Source organism: Desulfobacter sp., from assembly GCA_028768545.1.
Lineage (GTDB): Bacteria > Desulfobacterota > Desulfobacteria > Desulfobacterales > Desulfobacteraceae > Desulfobacter.
In genome coordinates this window covers 2,244,921-2,260,260 of sequence record CP054838.1, presented here as the reverse complement: position 1 = coordinate 2,260,260, position 15,340 = coordinate 2,244,921, and the positions used below count along the sequence as shown (strand labels likewise).

The window sequence follows — 15,340 nt, the reverse complement described above, 5'->3', positions numbered from 1 at the left end:
CTATCAAATTCCCAGCTCTTTATCCAGCCGGCCTTCAAAGAAAATTGCCAACTGGGAAATTGTCAGTGACCAATTTTGAATCGGCATTGTCCATTTTTTACTGGCGTTCTGGATCCCCATGTAAAGCAGCTTTAACAGGCTGTCCTGGTTCGGGAATGATCCCTTTGTTTTGGTCAGTTTTCGAAACTGTCGATGCACAGCCTCAATGGTATTTGTGGTGTATATTATCCGTCGAATCTCTTCTGGATATTTAAAGAAATGACTGAGGCGTTCCCAGTTGTTCCGCCAGGATTTTATCACAATCGGGTATTTGTCATTCCATTTATTTTCCAAGATATCCAGTTCTTCTTCGGCCAGATCCTTATTGACCGCTTTATAAACACGTTTTAGATCTGCCATAAATTCCTTTTTATTTTTGGAACCAACGTATTTCAATGAATTTCGGATCTGGTGGACTACGCAGAGTTGAACTTCTGTGTCCGGGAATATGGTCTCAATGGCCTCGGGAAAACCTTTTAGACCATCAACACAGGCAATCAGGATATCTTTTACCCCTCGGTTTGAAAGGTCTGTTAACACCTGCAGCCAGAAGTTCGCACCCTCATTCTCGGATATGTACAGCCCAAGAACCTCTTTGCGGCCCTCGATATTCACCCCAAGAATTGTGTAAACGGCTTTGCTGCCGACCTTTCCGTTTTCTCGTACTTTATAATGTATGGCATCAAGCCATATGATTGGGTACACATTTTCCAACGGCCTGGCCTGCCATTCTTTGACGGTATGGATGATTTTATCGGTAATGGTGCTCAGAGTGGCATTTGAAATCTCAAGTCCATAGATTTCCTGTAAATGGGAAGCCATATCATTATAACTCATGCCCAGGCCGTAAAGGGCTATTATCTTTCTTTCAATTTCATCGCTGAGCGTTGTCTGATGTTTTTTGACGATCTGTGGAGAGAAGGTTCCGACCCTGTCACGCGGGGTTTTTAGCTCAAATTTACCATCCAGGGATTTAATGGTCTTTTTGCTTTTTCCATTACGGCGGTTGGCAGAAACTTCCTGCCCGAGATGGGACTCCAACTCTCCTTCAAGAGCAGCTTCAGCAAGATTTTTGATTAATGATGTAAGGACGCCGCCCTTACCTGTGAAGGGTTTACCTTCCTGGATGCCTTTAAGGGCTTTTTGAAAATCAAATTCGGTGTTTTCTTCGGTCATGTCAGTTCTCCTTATTTAGCTGAGTATATCAGCTTTCATTCAACTGACACAGAATTTTGAACGCCCTCGGCAAATCCATGAACAGCTTATCGTTGATATTTTCCAGCTGCATCAGGACATATCAAATGGCACCCAGAACGAGCTGAATGCCATTGGTGAGTTTTTAACCAACTGGATTATTTTGCATGTATTAATCGAAGACTATGAATATAAACACTATTTAAAATCCTAAACCCCATCGGGAAAGATGCTTTTTTTCAGACAGATTGATGCAATCATTCCCCCCATGTAAAAAAATCATTTATGACCCAGCAGGGCAGGTAAAAAATTTATCATCAATTTTTTGGCCTGCCCCCCTGAAAGAGGGGCAGGGATCAGCACAGGTTAAAGGATATCATCCACGGACAATCTGAATTTGGACAGGGCTTCACAATGGTCCTGATGAATGACAATGGGATTTTCATACCTGAACCCGATCTCTTCTTCGGGGCAGGCATATTGCATGGCACAGATCAGCACCTCATTTTCCCGGTAAATGTGTTCAGGATTAGTCCAATAGGGAAAAGGCCCGTCATTGAGTCCGATTCTCCATTCATCCCCCATCATGCCGATGCCGTGTTCAAAACCCGGGACCATATAATCTGCAAACCCGCGCTGGTCGGCAAAATCCATCATTTCTTCGGCCAGGTCACAAGGTGATATTCCGGCCCGATAGGCCCCAAGGGTTTTTTCCACGATGGAAACAAAATTGTCTGCATGCCAGCGCTGGCGGTCCGTGGCCCGGCCAATGAAATAATTATGGGAATGGTCGCCGAGCCCCAGCTTGTACATGGAATGAATATCCACCATCAAGGGATCACCCAGTTGAAGTTCTCTTCGGGTGGCAGGCGTGCAGGCACCTCCGGTGTAGCCGGTGCGGTGTCCCGAGGCGATTTCATTGCCCCCGGTAAAGGACCATTCAAATTCGCTGCCGGCCTTTCGCATGGCATATCCTGCAAGCCCTGCGATCTCAGTTTCGGTCATCCCCTTCCACCCCCCGTTCTCAAGGGCTTCAAACACGGCTTCATGACCGATATCCACAATCCGGGAGGCCTCCTTGAACCGGTTGATGGTTCCCTCATCCTTGATCAGGGCCAGACGGTCAATGATGGTATGTGCGTTGACCAATTCGCAATTTTTAATGGCCGCCTGATATTTTTCATATTCATACTGGGTTAAATTGCCTTCGGGCAGATAGTTGGACATCCCGGATTCAATGCCCACCCGGATCTTTTTTCCGCCTGAAAAATCATTGATATAATCGGCGATCTGTTCAATCTAGTCCTGGCCGCCCATGGGGGCAAACCCAAAGACCTGGTCTGAATCCATCCAGGTTTCATCGGCAATCCGTGCCGCATCAATGACAAAGGAAAAAAGAGCCGGCATGCCCTGGGCCGGAATCACCACAAAACTTCTCCAGGGGCAGAATACATCGGAAACCCAGGACAGGGTGCGAAGCCTTGAGCCCAGGTAGACGTCAATATTATAGTCGGCCATGGCCCTCTGGATCTGGGTCACCCGGAATTTAAAATCAATATAATAGGGATCTGTCATATTTTTTCTCCTAGAATTGGGTATCAATGGTGGATATGACTTTATTGATACGATCTGCCACAGAGGCCAGCTTCAACGCTTTGATCATATTGCCCTTGAGCTTGAGTTTCCCGGTCATCAGGGCCTTGTGGGAGCCTAATTCCGACTTTGAAATTTTTGCAAAGACATCGTAACTGCCGGTAATTTTAAATTCAGCCTTGGGCGGCTCACCCGGGCCTGTGGAAACCGCCTTAAACACCCCTTTTTAAAACTCAAAAAACAAAAACCGGTCCTGTCCGTCCGGGCACCCGGTATAGATATTGGACATGGATGAAGAGATAAAATTCATTCGTTCTGGACTGAGATCTTGTTTAAGCCTCTTTTCAACCTCGTCCCGCCAGGAATCGCTCAGGTAAACCAAAGATGTCATTTCTGCCTCCTTTGTTAGGGATTAATTTTCCGCCGTAAGAAAAAGCCCATGGGTCATAAGCCCTATGGTCTCCGACAGCATTTTATGGATATGAACCTTTTGGCCTTTAATATAGGTCTGGATAATAAACACCTTATAGATCAGAAAAATGACCTGGGAGATCTGGTCCGTGTCCACGGGCCTGAACACCTTTGCCGCTATGCCCTGGTCAAGGATGGACCGGATCATGGCCACGGATTTTTTGTTGATGGATTCAAAGGGATCCTGATCCGGAAACATGGGGAAAATCCCGGGATCATTGACTAAAATCCGGTGAAGTTCCTTATCTTCAGACAGATAATCAACCGCTTTCTGGCAAAGGGTTTCAAATTTTTGCCTGATCTCTTTTTCATTGCCCACCGCCTTTGCCACCTTTGACTGCCAGCGTTTCAAGGCCCATGAAATCATATCAATGTACAAGGCTTTTTTATTTTTGGCATAAAGATAAAGGTTACCCTTGGTCATGCCGAGTTTTCCTGCAACATCGTCCATGGTGGTTTTTTTAAAACCGTACCGGGAAAAAACAGATAATGCCGCTTTATAGATTTGTTTGGTGTCTTCTTTTTTTTTCATACCTGCCAAACCTTGTATAGGTTAAATGAATAAATAAATAATTTGTTTTTTTATTCATTCATAAACGAGAACCCCTGACCCTGTCAAGGCCTTTTATCCTATTGGCCGATGGTGGCTGGGCGCCGGCATGATTGTCCGGCCGTGTTATTGTCCCAGGCCTTGTTTGGCCCAAAAAAATGGCAGCCCCATCTATCCGGCACTGCCCCCTAGGGCACCCTATTCCGGATCATTTAAAAAGAATCAATCCTGGCCAAAATATACCTGGGTACACACTTTAAAATATGATATCCAATAGCCAATAAATGATAGACTCTCTTTATTAGGGCGGTCTAATTTTTTTAAGTTTACTGCTGAGCAGGAAAAAATAATGATGCAAGACCAGCTGCCATGCGCCATGGGGAAAACAAAGAGCCTGAGAATATTTCTCCCCTTTGCCCTGGGGTATTTTCTCTCTTACCTGTTTCGGACCGTCAATGCCGTAATTGCCCCGAATATTACTGCCGATCTTTTAATTGACCCGTCAGACCTCGGCCTGTTAACGGCCACCTATTTCATTACCTTTGCCCTGGCTCAACTGCCTTTGGGCGTTCTCCTGGACCGGTTCGGCCCCAGGGTGGTGGAGGCATCTCTTCTGGTTTTTGCTGCGACAGGCGCAGCCCTGTTTGCCCTTTCCCAGTCCCTTGGCAGCCTGATTGCAGGCCGTGCCCTCATCGGATTCGGGGTCTCTGCCTGTCTCATGGCAGCCTTTAAGTCCTATGCCATCTGGTTTCCGGCAAAACTGCTGCCGCGGATCAATGGATTTCAGATGGCGTCAGGAGGCTTGGGAGCCCTTGCAGCCACCCTGCCCGTGGAATGGGCCCTTGGCCTAACCTCCTGGCGGGGGCTGCTTTTGGCCCTGGCTCTGATCAGCCTGGCCGCAGCTTTGATTCTCTTTTTTGTGGTGCCCAAATCAACACCCCCGCATTCTTTTCCAGTCCATGATCAGATCCAGGGCATTGTCCGAATTTTTAAAAACCCTTTTTTTTGGCAAATCGCCCCCTTAACCACTCTGTCCCAGGCAGGATTCATCTCCATCATAGGGTTGTGGTCAGGACCATGGCTTCGGGATGTGGGAAATATGTCCAGACCGGACGTGGCCCAGGCCCTCTCCTGGTCAGCCATGGCAATGATTTCAGGATTTATCTGCCTTGGCGTCCTGGCTGAAAAACTGGTGGAAAAAAAAATCCCCGTAAAAACAACGGCAGTGGCGGGCATGACCTTGTTTATCCTTATCCAGGGGCTGATGATTTTTCCCTTTGGCATACCTTTATCCATCATTCTTATGCTGTTTGGATTTTTCGGCAGTTCAGGCATCCTGTCCTATACCGCCCTGACCTTGAATTTTCCCATCACCCTGTCAGGAAGGGTGACCACGGGAATCAACCTATTGGTCTTTATTGCGGCATTCATTGTTCAATGGGCCATTGGCGCGATCATCAATCTCTGGGGGGTTTCTTCTGCCAACACCTATGACCCTGCAGGATACAGGGCCGGATTTGCAGGGCTGATGATCTGCCAGATTCTCAGCCTGGTCTGGTACAAGATCTATCCTTTCAAACCCAGTAAAAAGGATACCCCCCCGGGGGAATCCTAAAGCACCTGGGCAAAATTCAGGACCTGTTTTCCAAAGATGACAAAAGGTGTGAAACGGCCTTGTATGCCATTGAAATGGATATGCCCGAGCCTGATTTTTCCCGTTTCCAGTCCTGGTAGGCAATGATGGTGCCAACAGTGTAAAGTCCCGGATGAAAGACTTTGCCCTTACCGTCCAGGGGCCTGAAAAATTCATCGGTTTCTATGCCGGCCCGGTTTACCGGATGCCCCTGTCCATTAAAAAAATCAGGATTCAACCATTGAGACCTTTGATCTGTCTGGGTCACGGGCAGATCAAACAGCGGCTCTTTAATCCTGCCCTCCTGATTCACCCCAAGGCCCTGGCCCAAAAAACGGCCTGTGGCCAGAACCAGGGTATTTGCCCTGATCTGCCAGGAATCCATGCCTTGGGTCACCTTAAAGCAAAACCGGCCCAAAGAATCCATGGTGACCCGGTTGACCCTCCCGGAAAACCTTTGGACCCCATGGTCTTGAATACGGCTTGCAAAGCCCTCTTTGATCCGCATCCCGGGCAGTGAAGGGGCAAGGCCTGGAATTTCAAAAACCGGTTTGCCAAGGGCTTTTTCCAAGGTCTTCCTCAATTGTTCAAACCGGTATAATCCAAAGACAGGGGGCAGGCCCACAGCATCAAACCCTGAGACATGGACAAAAAGCTCATCTATAAATCTGGACAAAATCTTTGGGGTTTCAAGGTCCCAGGCCAGGCGCTCGCACATGAGGTCGCCTTGGTCTTCCCTGCCGGGAAATCCAAGGGTTGCACTGCCTATCCAGGGAGAAACCGCCTTGAGTGTCTCGGCCATCTGCCTGCACAAGTAATCATTTTTTGATTAACGTTGGGTTTGCCATGAAAAACAATCCCGGCGTCACGCATAAAATCAGTAAAAATTTTAAAGCCCCGGACAATCTCCTGCCGGCGAATCCGGGCATAGGGGTGGTCCGGCACTCTTTTCACCAGGGCCTCAATGCCTTCAAAGGGGTCTTCAAACCCAGGGCCGGGATTCCCGGGAATACGTGAAAAAAGATCCAGACATCCGCTTGCAAACGACATTTGAGAGACAGATCCCGCCTGAATCGTTGACAGCCCGCAGCAAGAGGCAAAAACAGCAGCGGCCATCCCGGCCATCCCGGCCATGCCGTCACCCACAATCCCGACCTGGCAGTCAATGGTTTTATTATCACCAGATAAGATCATGGCTGTTCCTCCATTTCAAAGAGAGCCGATAAAAAAGAGTCCTGGAGTTCCACCCGGGCAAGCTCCTGGTCCCGGACAAGGGGCATAAACTCTTTCCAGCGTTCATTGATAAATTTTTTAACCTGGTCCAGGCCCTGGGTATTTGAAAGTTCGCCCCTCTGGTAAAGATAGGCAGCCAGGCGAAAGGAGCAAAAACAGCCCTGGCAGGGTCCCTTGCCGATCCGGCTCCTACGGCCCACCTCCTCTAAGGTCGGGGTGACCCCTTCGGCCTTCAGCGCCTCCACAATCTGATCCACCATCTGTTTTGAAACCATTTCACATTCACAGATCAGGGTATCTTTTGGACCTGGGGTGTTCATCCATACCCTGGGCGCCCTGCCCGGCTCAGTCCACGCCCCTTTGGCGCTGGGAGGCAGTTTCTGGGTCCGGGTAAGGCAGAGACGGGTATTTTTAAGCCGGAGGGCCACAACATCCGATGTTTTTTCAGCCATGAGCCTGAAGGTGGTCAGCTTGCCTCCGGTAATGGTCACCAGGTTGAAGATCTCATCTTGCTCATGGATATTGAGAGTGTAATTCCGGCTGATGTTCCGGCCTTGTCCCCCAGGGTTTTCCACCAAGGGCCTGACACCTGCATAGGCACGGATATAGGGTGCGGTTAAAAGAGCGGGAATCATCTGGGCCCCTTCCCTGATGATGGCATCCACCTCATTGGCATCCGGTCTTATATCATCCAAGGTATCGATCTTAATGGAGGTGGTGCCGATGATGGACACCGTTCCTCCCGGCACAAGGATATCTCCATCCGAGGCCTTTCTCAATCGATTGATCACCCGGGTATTCATCCGGGTCTGGGTCACCAGAAGCGAGCCTTTGGAATAGCTCATGGGCATATTCGACCCGGCCATGGCTGCAACAATTCCGGCCCAGGCCCCTGAGGCATTCACATACTCAAGGGCCTCAATACAATATCTTTCCCCGGTCCTTGAATTTTCCACTTGGGCAGCCCCAATCCGCCCCTTTTCCATTTTAAATCCCACAAGCCTGGTATTCCTTAAAATAACGGCCCCTAACCCCTGGGCATGGGCGGCATTGTCCAAAGAAAGCATAAAAGGGTCTACCACGGCATCGTTCACCTCAAATGCGGCCTTGATATTTTTGGCCAGACAGGGTTCTTTTCTCCGGGCCTCATCAAGGCCGATTTCTTTGACAGGAATATGAAATTGGGTGCACAGGCCGGAAAAATCTGCAATATACTGATCATCATCCTGATCAACAGCCACAAAAAGCCCGCCTTCGTCCTCAATGCAGTGGGGGGCCAGTTTTTTCAACAAAATATTTTCACTCTGGCATTCAGATGCGGTTGGGCCGTCCTTGAACACATAACGGGCACCTGAATGGAGCAGGCCGTGGTTTGCGCCCGAGGCTCCGGCATTGATATCTGTCTAATCAATGAGAATACATGAGATTCCCCTCAAGGACAGGTCCCGGGCAATGCCGGTGCCCGTGGCCCCCCCTCCGATGATCAATACCTGGGTTTCCGATTTTTTTTCACTCATATATAGACACTCTTGTTTTTTAACGGTTTTTATCATTATAGAATGATAATCAGTAGTGTCCGGTTAGGTTATTGCATATAAAAAGCATCTAAAATCATTGAAAAAACAGTCGGTTTTGTGTTGACAAATGTGCGTAAAAATTTTTGTGCGCCTTGAAAATTTAACTCAAGGAGCTCAAATGACGCACATCTCAGTCCCTAAAAAACAACTACGGTCCCTGAACTTTGACAATTTCAGGTGCCCTCTGATAAAGTCACTTTCAAAAGCACCGGAATTACAATCTCGAGGAGATCGCCCTTTAAAAATGACATTCGAAGACCAGATAAATGCTTTGGTTTATTTCCATCTTCAGGAGCACAAGTCTGCCCGACATTTAATTCAGGATCTCAAGGAGAATGTTTTTGCTAAAGAAAATATTGCGCCAGACGGTGGTATCAGCCGTAGTAGTTTCTGTGAAGCCATCAATCACAGGGGACTCGAACAACTGCAATTTATCTTTGAGGATCTTTATAAACAGGCTCTTGAGTGTCATCCGGGTGAACACGCCGAGTTAGGAGAGTTGGTTTCCATTGACGGTAGTCTCATAAATGCAGTCCTTTCAATGCACTGGGCGAACTACAGAAAAGGAAGTAAAAAAGCCAAAGTACATTGCGGATTTGACATTAATCACGGAATCCCAAACAAAATCTTTTTGACTGAAGGCAACGGCGCTGAACGCACCTTTGTTCCCAAAATAGTTTCCAAGGGGCAAACAGGTGTTATGGATCGTGGATATCAATCCCATAAAGAATTTGACCTGCTTCAGGAGCAAGGCAAACATTTTGTCTGCCGTATAAAAACCAGGACAACAAGAACAATTATTGATAACCACGAGACCCCTTCCGACAGCTACATTTTTTATGATGCACTGGTTAAACTTGGTACTCCGAATCAAAACCAGACGAAAAGGCCTGTTCGGGTTGTTGGCTATAAAATTGCTGGCGTCAAATACTATGTGGCAACTGACAGGCATGATTTAACAGCGGAACAAATAGCAACAATTTATAAACTCCGGTGGACCATTGAGGATTTTTTCAAATGGTGGAAAGAACATCTGAAGGTATATCATCTCATTGCCCGCAGTGAATACGGCCTTATGGTTCAGATTCTTGGCGGCCTTATCACTTACCTGTTACTGGCAATCCATTGCCAAAAACAGTTTAATGAAAAGGTCACGATCAAAAGAGTTCGGCAGCTGCGAACCGCCATTCTAAATGACCTGTTTGGCTGCGAGGAGCAGGGCTCTCATAGTTCAAACAGGGACAATATTGTCAAAGATCAAAAAATTATTGAGCAAGCAAAAACCTAACCGGACATCACTGAATGATAATGTTCTTTTTTATGCTTTTTTTATCGAAGATTCAAGTTTTTATCAGTAGTGTCCGGTTAGGTTGTTGCATATAAAAAGCATCTAAAATCATTGAAAAAACAGTCTGTTTTGTGTTGACAAATGTGCGTAAAAATTTTTGTGCGCCTTGAAAATTTAACTCAAGGAGCTCAAATGACGCACATCTCAGTCCCTAAAAAACAACTACGGTCCCTGAACTTTGACAATTTCAGGTGCCCTCTGATAAAGTCACTTTCAAAAGCACCGGAATTACAATCTCGAGGAGACCGCCCTTTAAAAATGACATTCGAAGACCAGATAAATGCTTTAGTTTATTTCCATCTTCAGGAGCACAAGTCTGCCCGACATTTAATTCAGGATCTCAAGGAAAATGTTTTTGCTAAAGAAAATATTGCGCCAAACGGTGGTATCAGCCGTAGTAGTTTCTGTGAAGCCATCAATCACAGGGGACTCGAACAACTGCAATTTATCTTTGAGGATCTTTATAAACAGGCTCTTGAGTGTCATCCGGGTGAACACGCCGAGTTAGGAGAGTTGGTTTCCATTGACGGTAGTCTCATAAATGCAGTCCTTTCAATGCACTGGGCGAACTACAGAAAAGGAAGTAAAAAAGCCAAAGTACATTGCGGATTTGACATTAATCACGGAATCCCAAACAAAATCTTTTTGACTGAAGGCAACGGCGCTGAACGCACTTTTGTTCCCAAAATACTTTCCAAGGGGCAAACAGGTGTTATGGATCGTGGATATCAATCCCATAAAGAATTTGACCTGCTTCAGGAGCAAGGCAAACATTTTGTCTGCCGTATAAAAACCAGGACAACAAGAACAATTATTGATAACCACGAGACCTCTTCCGACAGCTACATTTTTTATGATGCACTGGTTAAACTTGGTACTCCGAATCAAAACCAGACGAAAAGGCCTGTTCGGGTTGTTGGCTATAAAATTGCTGGCGTCAAATACTATGTGGCAACTGACAGGCATGATTTAACAGCGGAACAAATAGCAACAATTTATAAACTCCGGTGGACCATTGAGGATTTTTTCAAATGGTGGAAAGAACATCTGAAGGTATATCATCTCATTGCCCGCAGTGAATACGGCCTTATGGTTCAGATTCTTGGCGGCCTTATCACTTACCTGTTACTGGCAATCCATTGCCAAAAACAGTTTAATGAAAAGGTCACGATCAAAAGAGTTCGGCAGCTGCGAACCGCCATTCTAAATGACCTGTTTGGCTGCGAGGAGCAGGGCTCTCATAGTTCAAACAGGGACAATATTGTCAAAGATCAAAAAATTATTGAGCAAGCAAAAACCTAACCGGACATCACTGAGTTTTTATTATTTATTTTTATCGTTTCCCGCCTTGACTTCATCATAAAACTCTAATAATACATGGCCATGGCACACACATACAGACCGGCAAAAAAGAATCCAGGGAATCATCCAAGAAAACGGAGTGGTCAAGGTCGTTAAATTAAGCCGGCAGTTCAATGTCACCGAACTGACCATTCGAAGGGACCTTGATCTGCTTGAAAGCCAGGGGATTTTAGACAGAACCCACGGGGGGGCCATCCTCAGGCAGAGGATGAAAACCGAACCTTTGTACAGGGAAAAAGACCAGGCCAACCCCGGGGAAAAAGAAATGATCGGCAAGGCTGTAAACCAGGTGGTAGAGCCCGGGGATACCCTGCTCATCAACACAGGCTCCACCACCACCCAGGTGCTCAAGCATTTGTCAGGAGAACAGATGCGGGTGATCACCAGCAATACCAATGCCCTGAAGGTTGTCTCCGATCCAAGGATAGAACTGATCCTCACCGGCGGCATGTTCAGGCCCGAATCCAACTCCATGATCGGTTTGTTTGCCCATTCCCTTTTAAACCAGGTCTGCGGCTCAAAGGCCATCATCGGGGTGGACGGCCTCAGCGTTAAATTCGGGTTGACCACCCCGATTCAGGAGGAGGCCGAAGTCACCCGGCTTATGATTGAAAGGACTCAAGGGCCTGTGGTGGTGGTCACAGATCACAGTAAAATAGGGGTGGTCGCAAATTTTACAACAGCCCCCATTTCAAAAATTGATATCCTGATCACCGATGCCGGCATCAAACCGGACTTTAAAAAAATGCTTGAAGACACAGGCATACGCGTCATCATTGCCAAAGCTTAAGACTTTTTCTTCTTTCCATCCAAACCGGTTACCCCCCAGATTCCCATTCGCGCCCCAATCTTGTAACCTCATCAGGCTTGCCCCCCTGCCGGAACACCCCCGGCCAAAAATTTTGGCATTGGAAAAAAAGATTGACATCTCCATTTAAAGAATTTAATTTCACCATAGTGAAATTCTAATCACCATAGTCGAATAAGGAGAAAATTAATGGCAGCAACTCTGGTGTTCTATCTTTTTTTCCCCGCATTTATCATCTGGTTGTGCATGAGGTATCCTTTGGCCGACAAAATCGGCATGATCATTCTCTGTTACGCCGCAGGACTGATTCTGGGCAATATCAACATTCTCCCCCCGGAGGTCAGCAAAATTCAGGAGAGTATTTGCGAGGTCACGGTTGCCCTTTCCTTGCCCCTGCTTCTTTTTTCCCTGGATTTAAAACAATGGGTCAGTCTTGCCGGCAAAACCCTTTTATCCATGGTCCTTGCCATTTTCTCCATCATCCTGGTCTCCTGTGCAGGCTTTTTATGGATTTCCGGTATAGACAATTGGAAACTTGTGGGTATGGCCGTGGGCGTATACACCGGGGGCACCCCGAACCTGGCCGCCATTAAAACTGCCCTGGATGTCAATCCCGAACTATATTTGACCTTTCACACCTATGATATTTTTGTGACGCTTTTATGCATTGTCTTTTTCATCTCCATTGCCCAGAAGGTCTGCCAGCTGTTTTTGCCCAGGTTCAAACTCCCGGAAAATCATTCAAACAATCGAGGGGCGGATCACAGTGAAGATATTGATGATTACAAGGGTATGCTTGCCCCCGGGACCCTCAAGGGGCTTACCGCAGCCCTGCTCCTGTCCATTCTGATTGTCGGTACCTCCCTTGGCATTAGTCAGATTGTCCCCAAGGCCCAGTCCACGGCCGTCACCATCCTCTTGATCACCACCCTTGGCATTGGCGCCTCTTTTGTGCCCAAAGTCCAGAACATTAAAAAGACCTTTCAGCTGGGGATGTATCTGATCATGATCTTTTGTCTCACCGTCAGTTCCATGTCATCTCTGGAAAGGCTTGCCAACCTGAACCTGCCCCTGCTCGCCTATGTCATGGTCTGTGTTTTCGGCACTTTGGCCCTTCATGCCCTGATGTGCAAAATATTTAAAATCGATGCAGACACCTTTATCATCACCTCGGCCTCGGCCATCTGTTCTCCCCCGTTTGTGCCGGTGGTGGCAGGAGCCCTTAAAAACAAGACCATTATCCTGTCCGGACTGACCACAGGCATTATCGGCTATGCCGTGGGCAACTATCTGGGCATTACCATGGCCTATATTGTTAAATCTTTAATCCATTGAGGCAAATCATGACAAGAATCACCCTTCCTGAACAGGGCCGAGATTTTGATACGGTCCTGGAGGAATTAAAAACCTTTGGCAAAAATGACCCGGATTATAAAGCCGGCAGAACCTGGAGCCTGGTCTATTACCTGGATGAGGCCTATTCAGAATTTTTAAATCAGGCCGGAAATATGTACGCTTCGACCAACGGGCTTAATCCCATGGCCTTCCAAAGCCTGAAACAATTTGAAACCCAGGTGGTCCGCATGACTGCGGATCTGCTCTGCGGAGACCAAGATGTCTGCGGTATCATGACGGCCGGGGGGACGGAATCCTGTCTTCTGGCCGTAAAAACCTACAGGGATATGGGCAAGAAAAATAAAAAAATAAAAAAACCCGAGATGATCATTCCGGAATCCGCCCATGTGGCCTGGGAAAAAGGGGCGGCATATTTCGGGGTCAAACCGGTGCGCATCCCTTTGGACGACAATTTCAAGGTCAATGTACAAAAAGTTGAAAAGGCCACGAACAAAAACACCGTCATGATCCTGGGCTCGGCTCCGGGATATCCCCACGGGGTGGTGGACCCCATTGGGGAACTTGGCAAAATCGCCAAAGAAAAAAATATTCCCCTTCATGTGGATGCCTGCGTGGGCGGATACCTGCTTCCCTTTATTGAAGAACTCGGATACCCTGTCTCCTCCTTTGACTTCAGGGTACCGGGGGTAACCTCCATCTCGGCTGATACCCACAAGTACGGGTACGCGGCCAAGGGTGCCTCTACCATTCTTTATCGGAACATGGACATCATGGAGCACCAGTTCTTCGTACATACGGAATGGCCGGGCGGGGTGTTTGCCTCCCCTGGCATTCTGGGCACACGTCCCGGGGGATCCATTGCCGCAGCCTGGGCGGCCATGCAGGCCATGGGCAAAAACGGGTACCTGGACCGTGCAAAAAAAATAATGGATACCACCCAGGCACTGATCCAGGGCGTAAATGCCATTGAGGGGCTGAATATCCTGGGCACGCCTGAAATGAGTCTTTTTGCCTTTGCATCCACAGATAAAAAACTGGGGATTTATGCCGTTGGCGACCAGATGGAGGAAAAAGGATGGCATATTGACCGGCAGCAAAAGCCTGAATGCCTCCATGCCATGGTTACCCCCCTTCACCATGAAGTGATTGATCAATACTTAAATGATCTGGCAGCCAGTAGTGCATATGTCAGGGCCCGGCCCAAGCTTGCCACCCAGGGAGGCGCTGCCACCTACGGCATGGTATCAAAAGTCCCGTTTCGAAAAATGGTGAAAAAAAATGTCATTAAAATGATGCGGGATATGTACGGCCCCCAGGGCCGGGCCATTGATTTTTCAAAACAAGAGACCCAGGATCAGGGATGGGCGGACAAGCTTGGACGCTTATTTCTCAAGTTCAGATCATGATTGGGAAACATCAGGGGAAAGACTCAAACTGGCCATGTCTAAAAAGGCATTGAATAACGCTTTGTAGGAAATCCCATAGGTTTTTTTAAAATCCTGCTGCCGCATGAGGATGATCTGCATCACCCCAAAAACCTGGCCCCAGAGAATGAGCATGAGCTGCTCCGGGGACAGGTCTGTTCTGATCTGGTTCTGGGCCATGGCGTGTTCAAGACATTGGGTCATGACTGCGGCAATGGCATCGGTTTTATCCTGGCATTTTTTTCTATAAAAAGGTCTCTCATCTGAACCGGTTGAAGCGAGTCTGTTGGACGACTGATACACACAGGTATTGGCCTCATAGACCATGATCAGTTTTAAATAATCAGGATGGGCCAGGGAAAAGTCAAAAAATGCCTGGCCCATATCCCTGATGTCAGAGGTGGTTGACACCTTTTCAAGCATGTCATGCATGCGGACAAGTCCCCTCAGCACCACGGCCAGAAAAATCTCTTCCTTGTCTTTGAAATATAGATAAATGGATCGCTTGTTGTATCCCGAGGCTTTGGCAATTTCTATGATGGTGGTACCCTCATACCCTTTTTTGAAAAAAACAGGCTCGGCCATGTCAATGATGCGGTTTTCCCTCTGCTGTTTTTCCCATGCTTTACGGTCTTTGGAACTCATCTGGATTTCCGGTCCTTCCCTGATTGATATAGGTTCAGCACATAAAATTACACCATGGTGAATTCCAAGTCAATCAAATGAATTTCAAAAAGAAAAAAAACAGGGCA

Annotated in this window: 13 protein-coding genes and 2 pseudogenes; 6 read left to right on the top strand and 9 right to left on the bottom strand. The window is 47.4% G+C overall.

The genetic code is table 11. The features are described from left to right. Nucleotides 1-3 precede the first annotated feature (3 nt). From HUN05_10810 to HUN05_10790, 5 genes and pseudogenes are all read right to left on the bottom strand, one after another. A complete protein-coding gene (locus tag HUN05_10810) occupies nt 4-1,215 on the bottom strand; it encodes an IS256 family transposase (GenBank protein WDP85557.1) in 1,212 nt (403 codons plus the stop codon). Between the two features lie 384 nt (nt 1,216-1,599). Further along, nucleotides 1,600-2,808 (bottom strand): annotated as a pseudogene (locus HUN05_10805) (aminopeptidase P family protein). 10 nt (nt 2,809-2,818) lie between these two features. After that, nucleotides 2,819-3,046 (bottom strand): SCP2 sterol-binding domain-containing protein, encoded by a 228-nt coding sequence (locus HUN05_10800; protein WDP85556.1) that lies wholly within the window; start codon nt 3,044-3,046, stop codon nt 2,819-2,821. 6 nt (nt 3,047-3,052) lie between these two features. Further along, nucleotides 3,053-3,217: a hypothetical protein gene (locus HUN05_10795; protein ID WDP85555.1), complete on the bottom strand. Its 165-nt coding sequence runs from the start codon at nt 3,215-3,217 to the stop codon at nt 3,053-3,055. A gap of 21 nt (nt 3,218-3,238) precedes the next feature. Beyond that, nucleotides 3,239-3,829 carry a TetR/AcrR family transcriptional regulator gene (locus HUN05_10790; protein ID WDP85554.1) on the bottom strand — a complete coding sequence of 197 codons (591 nt, stop codon included), beginning with the start codon at nt 3,827-3,829 and terminating at the stop codon, nt 3,239-3,241. Nucleotides 3,830-4,196: 367 nt separating this feature from the next. On the opposite strand from HUN05_10790, the gene HUN05_10785 reads away from it, so the two are divergent. Further along, a complete protein-coding gene (locus HUN05_10785) occupies nt 4,197-5,462 on the top strand; it encodes an MFS transporter (protein WDP85553.1) in 1,266 nt (421 codons plus the stop codon). A gap of 16 nt (nt 5,463-5,478) precedes the next feature. Here the strand turns inward: HUN05_10785 and HUN05_10780 are convergent, their stop codons facing one another. The 3 genes and pseudogenes from HUN05_10780 to HUN05_10770 form a co-directional block, all read right to left on the bottom strand. Further along, nucleotides 5,479-6,282, bottom strand: a complete 804-nt coding sequence (locus HUN05_10780) for an FAD-binding protein (GenBank protein WDP85552.1) — start codon at nt 6,280-6,282, stop codon at nt 5,479-5,481. After that, nucleotides 6,246-6,674 (bottom strand): hypothetical protein, encoded by a 429-nt coding sequence (locus tag HUN05_10775; protein WDP85551.1) that lies wholly within the window; start codon nt 6,672-6,674, stop codon nt 6,246-6,248. Before HUN05_10775 ends, HUN05_10780 begins: the two co-directional genes overlap by 37 nt. After that, a pseudogene (locus tag HUN05_10770) lies at nt 6,671-8,230 on the bottom strand (FAD-dependent oxidoreductase). Before HUN05_10770 ends, HUN05_10775 begins: the two are co-directional and overlap by 4 nt. 178 nt (nt 8,231-8,408) lie before the next feature. Here HUN05_10770 and HUN05_10765 point away from each other — a divergent pair. From HUN05_10765 to HUN05_10745, 5 genes are all read left to right on the top strand, one after another. Next, the gene (locus HUN05_10765) at nt 8,409-9,578 is read left to right on the top strand and encodes an IS4 family transposase (GenBank protein WDP88027.1); all 1,170 of its coding nucleotides are present in this window, start codon (nt 8,409-8,411) and stop codon (nt 9,576-9,578) included. 192 nt (nt 9,579-9,770) lie between these two features. Further along, nucleotides 9,771-10,940, top strand: coding sequence for an IS4 family transposase (locus tag HUN05_10760; protein WDP88026.1), 1,170 nt, complete (start codon nt 9,771-9,773; stop codon nt 10,938-10,940). 139 nt (nt 10,941-11,079) lie between these two features. Beyond that, on the top strand, nt 11,080-11,790 hold the full coding sequence (locus HUN05_10755; protein WDP85550.1) for a DeoR/GlpR transcriptional regulator: 711 nt from the start codon (nt 11,080-11,082) through the stop codon (nt 11,788-11,790). 207 nt (nt 11,791-11,997) lie between these two features. Beyond that, entirely contained in the window at nt 11,998-13,143 is a 1,146-nt protein-coding gene (locus HUN05_10750; protein WDP85549.1) for a DUF819 family protein, read from the top strand. Between the two features lie 8 nt (nt 13,144-13,151). Further along, a complete protein-coding gene (locus HUN05_10745; GenBank protein ID WDP85548.1) occupies nt 13,152-14,570 on the top strand; it encodes an aspartate aminotransferase family protein in 1,419 nt (472 codons plus the stop codon). Here HUN05_10745 and HUN05_10740 read toward each other — a convergent pair. Beyond that, entirely contained in the window at nt 14,565-15,233 is a 669-nt protein-coding gene (locus HUN05_10740) for a TetR/AcrR family transcriptional regulator (protein ID WDP85547.1), read from the bottom strand. The genes HUN05_10745 and HUN05_10740 overlap by 6 nt on opposite strands. Between the last annotated feature and the right edge of the window lie 107 nt (nt 15,234-15,340).

Bases quoted from the DNA above. Each gene is read 5' to 3' on its own strand.
- HUN05_10795 (WDP85555.1), bottom strand. From the start codon at position 3,217: ATGACATCTTTGGTTTACCTGAGCGATTCCTGGCGGGACGAGGTTGAA.
- HUN05_10775 (WDP85551.1), bottom strand. From the start codon at position 6,674: ATGATCTTATCTGGTGATAATAAAACCATTGACTGCCAGGTCGGGATT.
- HUN05_10810 (WDP85557.1), bottom strand. From the start codon at position 1,215: ATGACCGAAGAAAACACCGAATTTGATTTTCAAAAAGCCCTTAAAGGC.
- HUN05_10745 (WDP85548.1), top strand. From the start codon at position 13,152: ATGACAAGAATCACCCTTCCTGAACAGGGCCGAGATTTTGATACGGTC.
- HUN05_10765 (WDP88027.1), top strand. From the start codon at position 8,409: ATGACGCACATCTCAGTCCCTAAAAAACAACTACGGTCCCTGAACTTT.
- HUN05_10785 (WDP85553.1), top strand. From the start codon at position 4,197: ATGATGCAAGACCAGCTGCCATGCGCCATGGGGAAAACAAAGAGCCTG.
- HUN05_10780 (WDP85552.1), bottom strand. From the start codon at position 6,282: ATGGCCGAGACACTCAAGGCGGTTTCTCCCTGGATAGGCAGTGCAACC.
- HUN05_10790 (WDP85554.1), bottom strand. From the start codon at position 3,829: ATGAAAAAAAAAGAAGACACCAAACAAATCTATAAAGCGGCATTATCT.
- HUN05_10740 (WDP85547.1), bottom strand. From the start codon at position 15,233: ATGAGTTCCAAAGACCGTAAAGCATGGGAAAAACAGCAGAGGGAAAAC.
- HUN05_10760 (WDP88026.1), top strand. From the start codon at position 9,771: ATGACGCACATCTCAGTCCCTAAAAAACAACTACGGTCCCTGAACTTT.
- HUN05_10750 (WDP85549.1), top strand. From the start codon at position 11,998: ATGGCAGCAACTCTGGTGTTCTATCTTTTTTTCCCCGCATTTATCATC.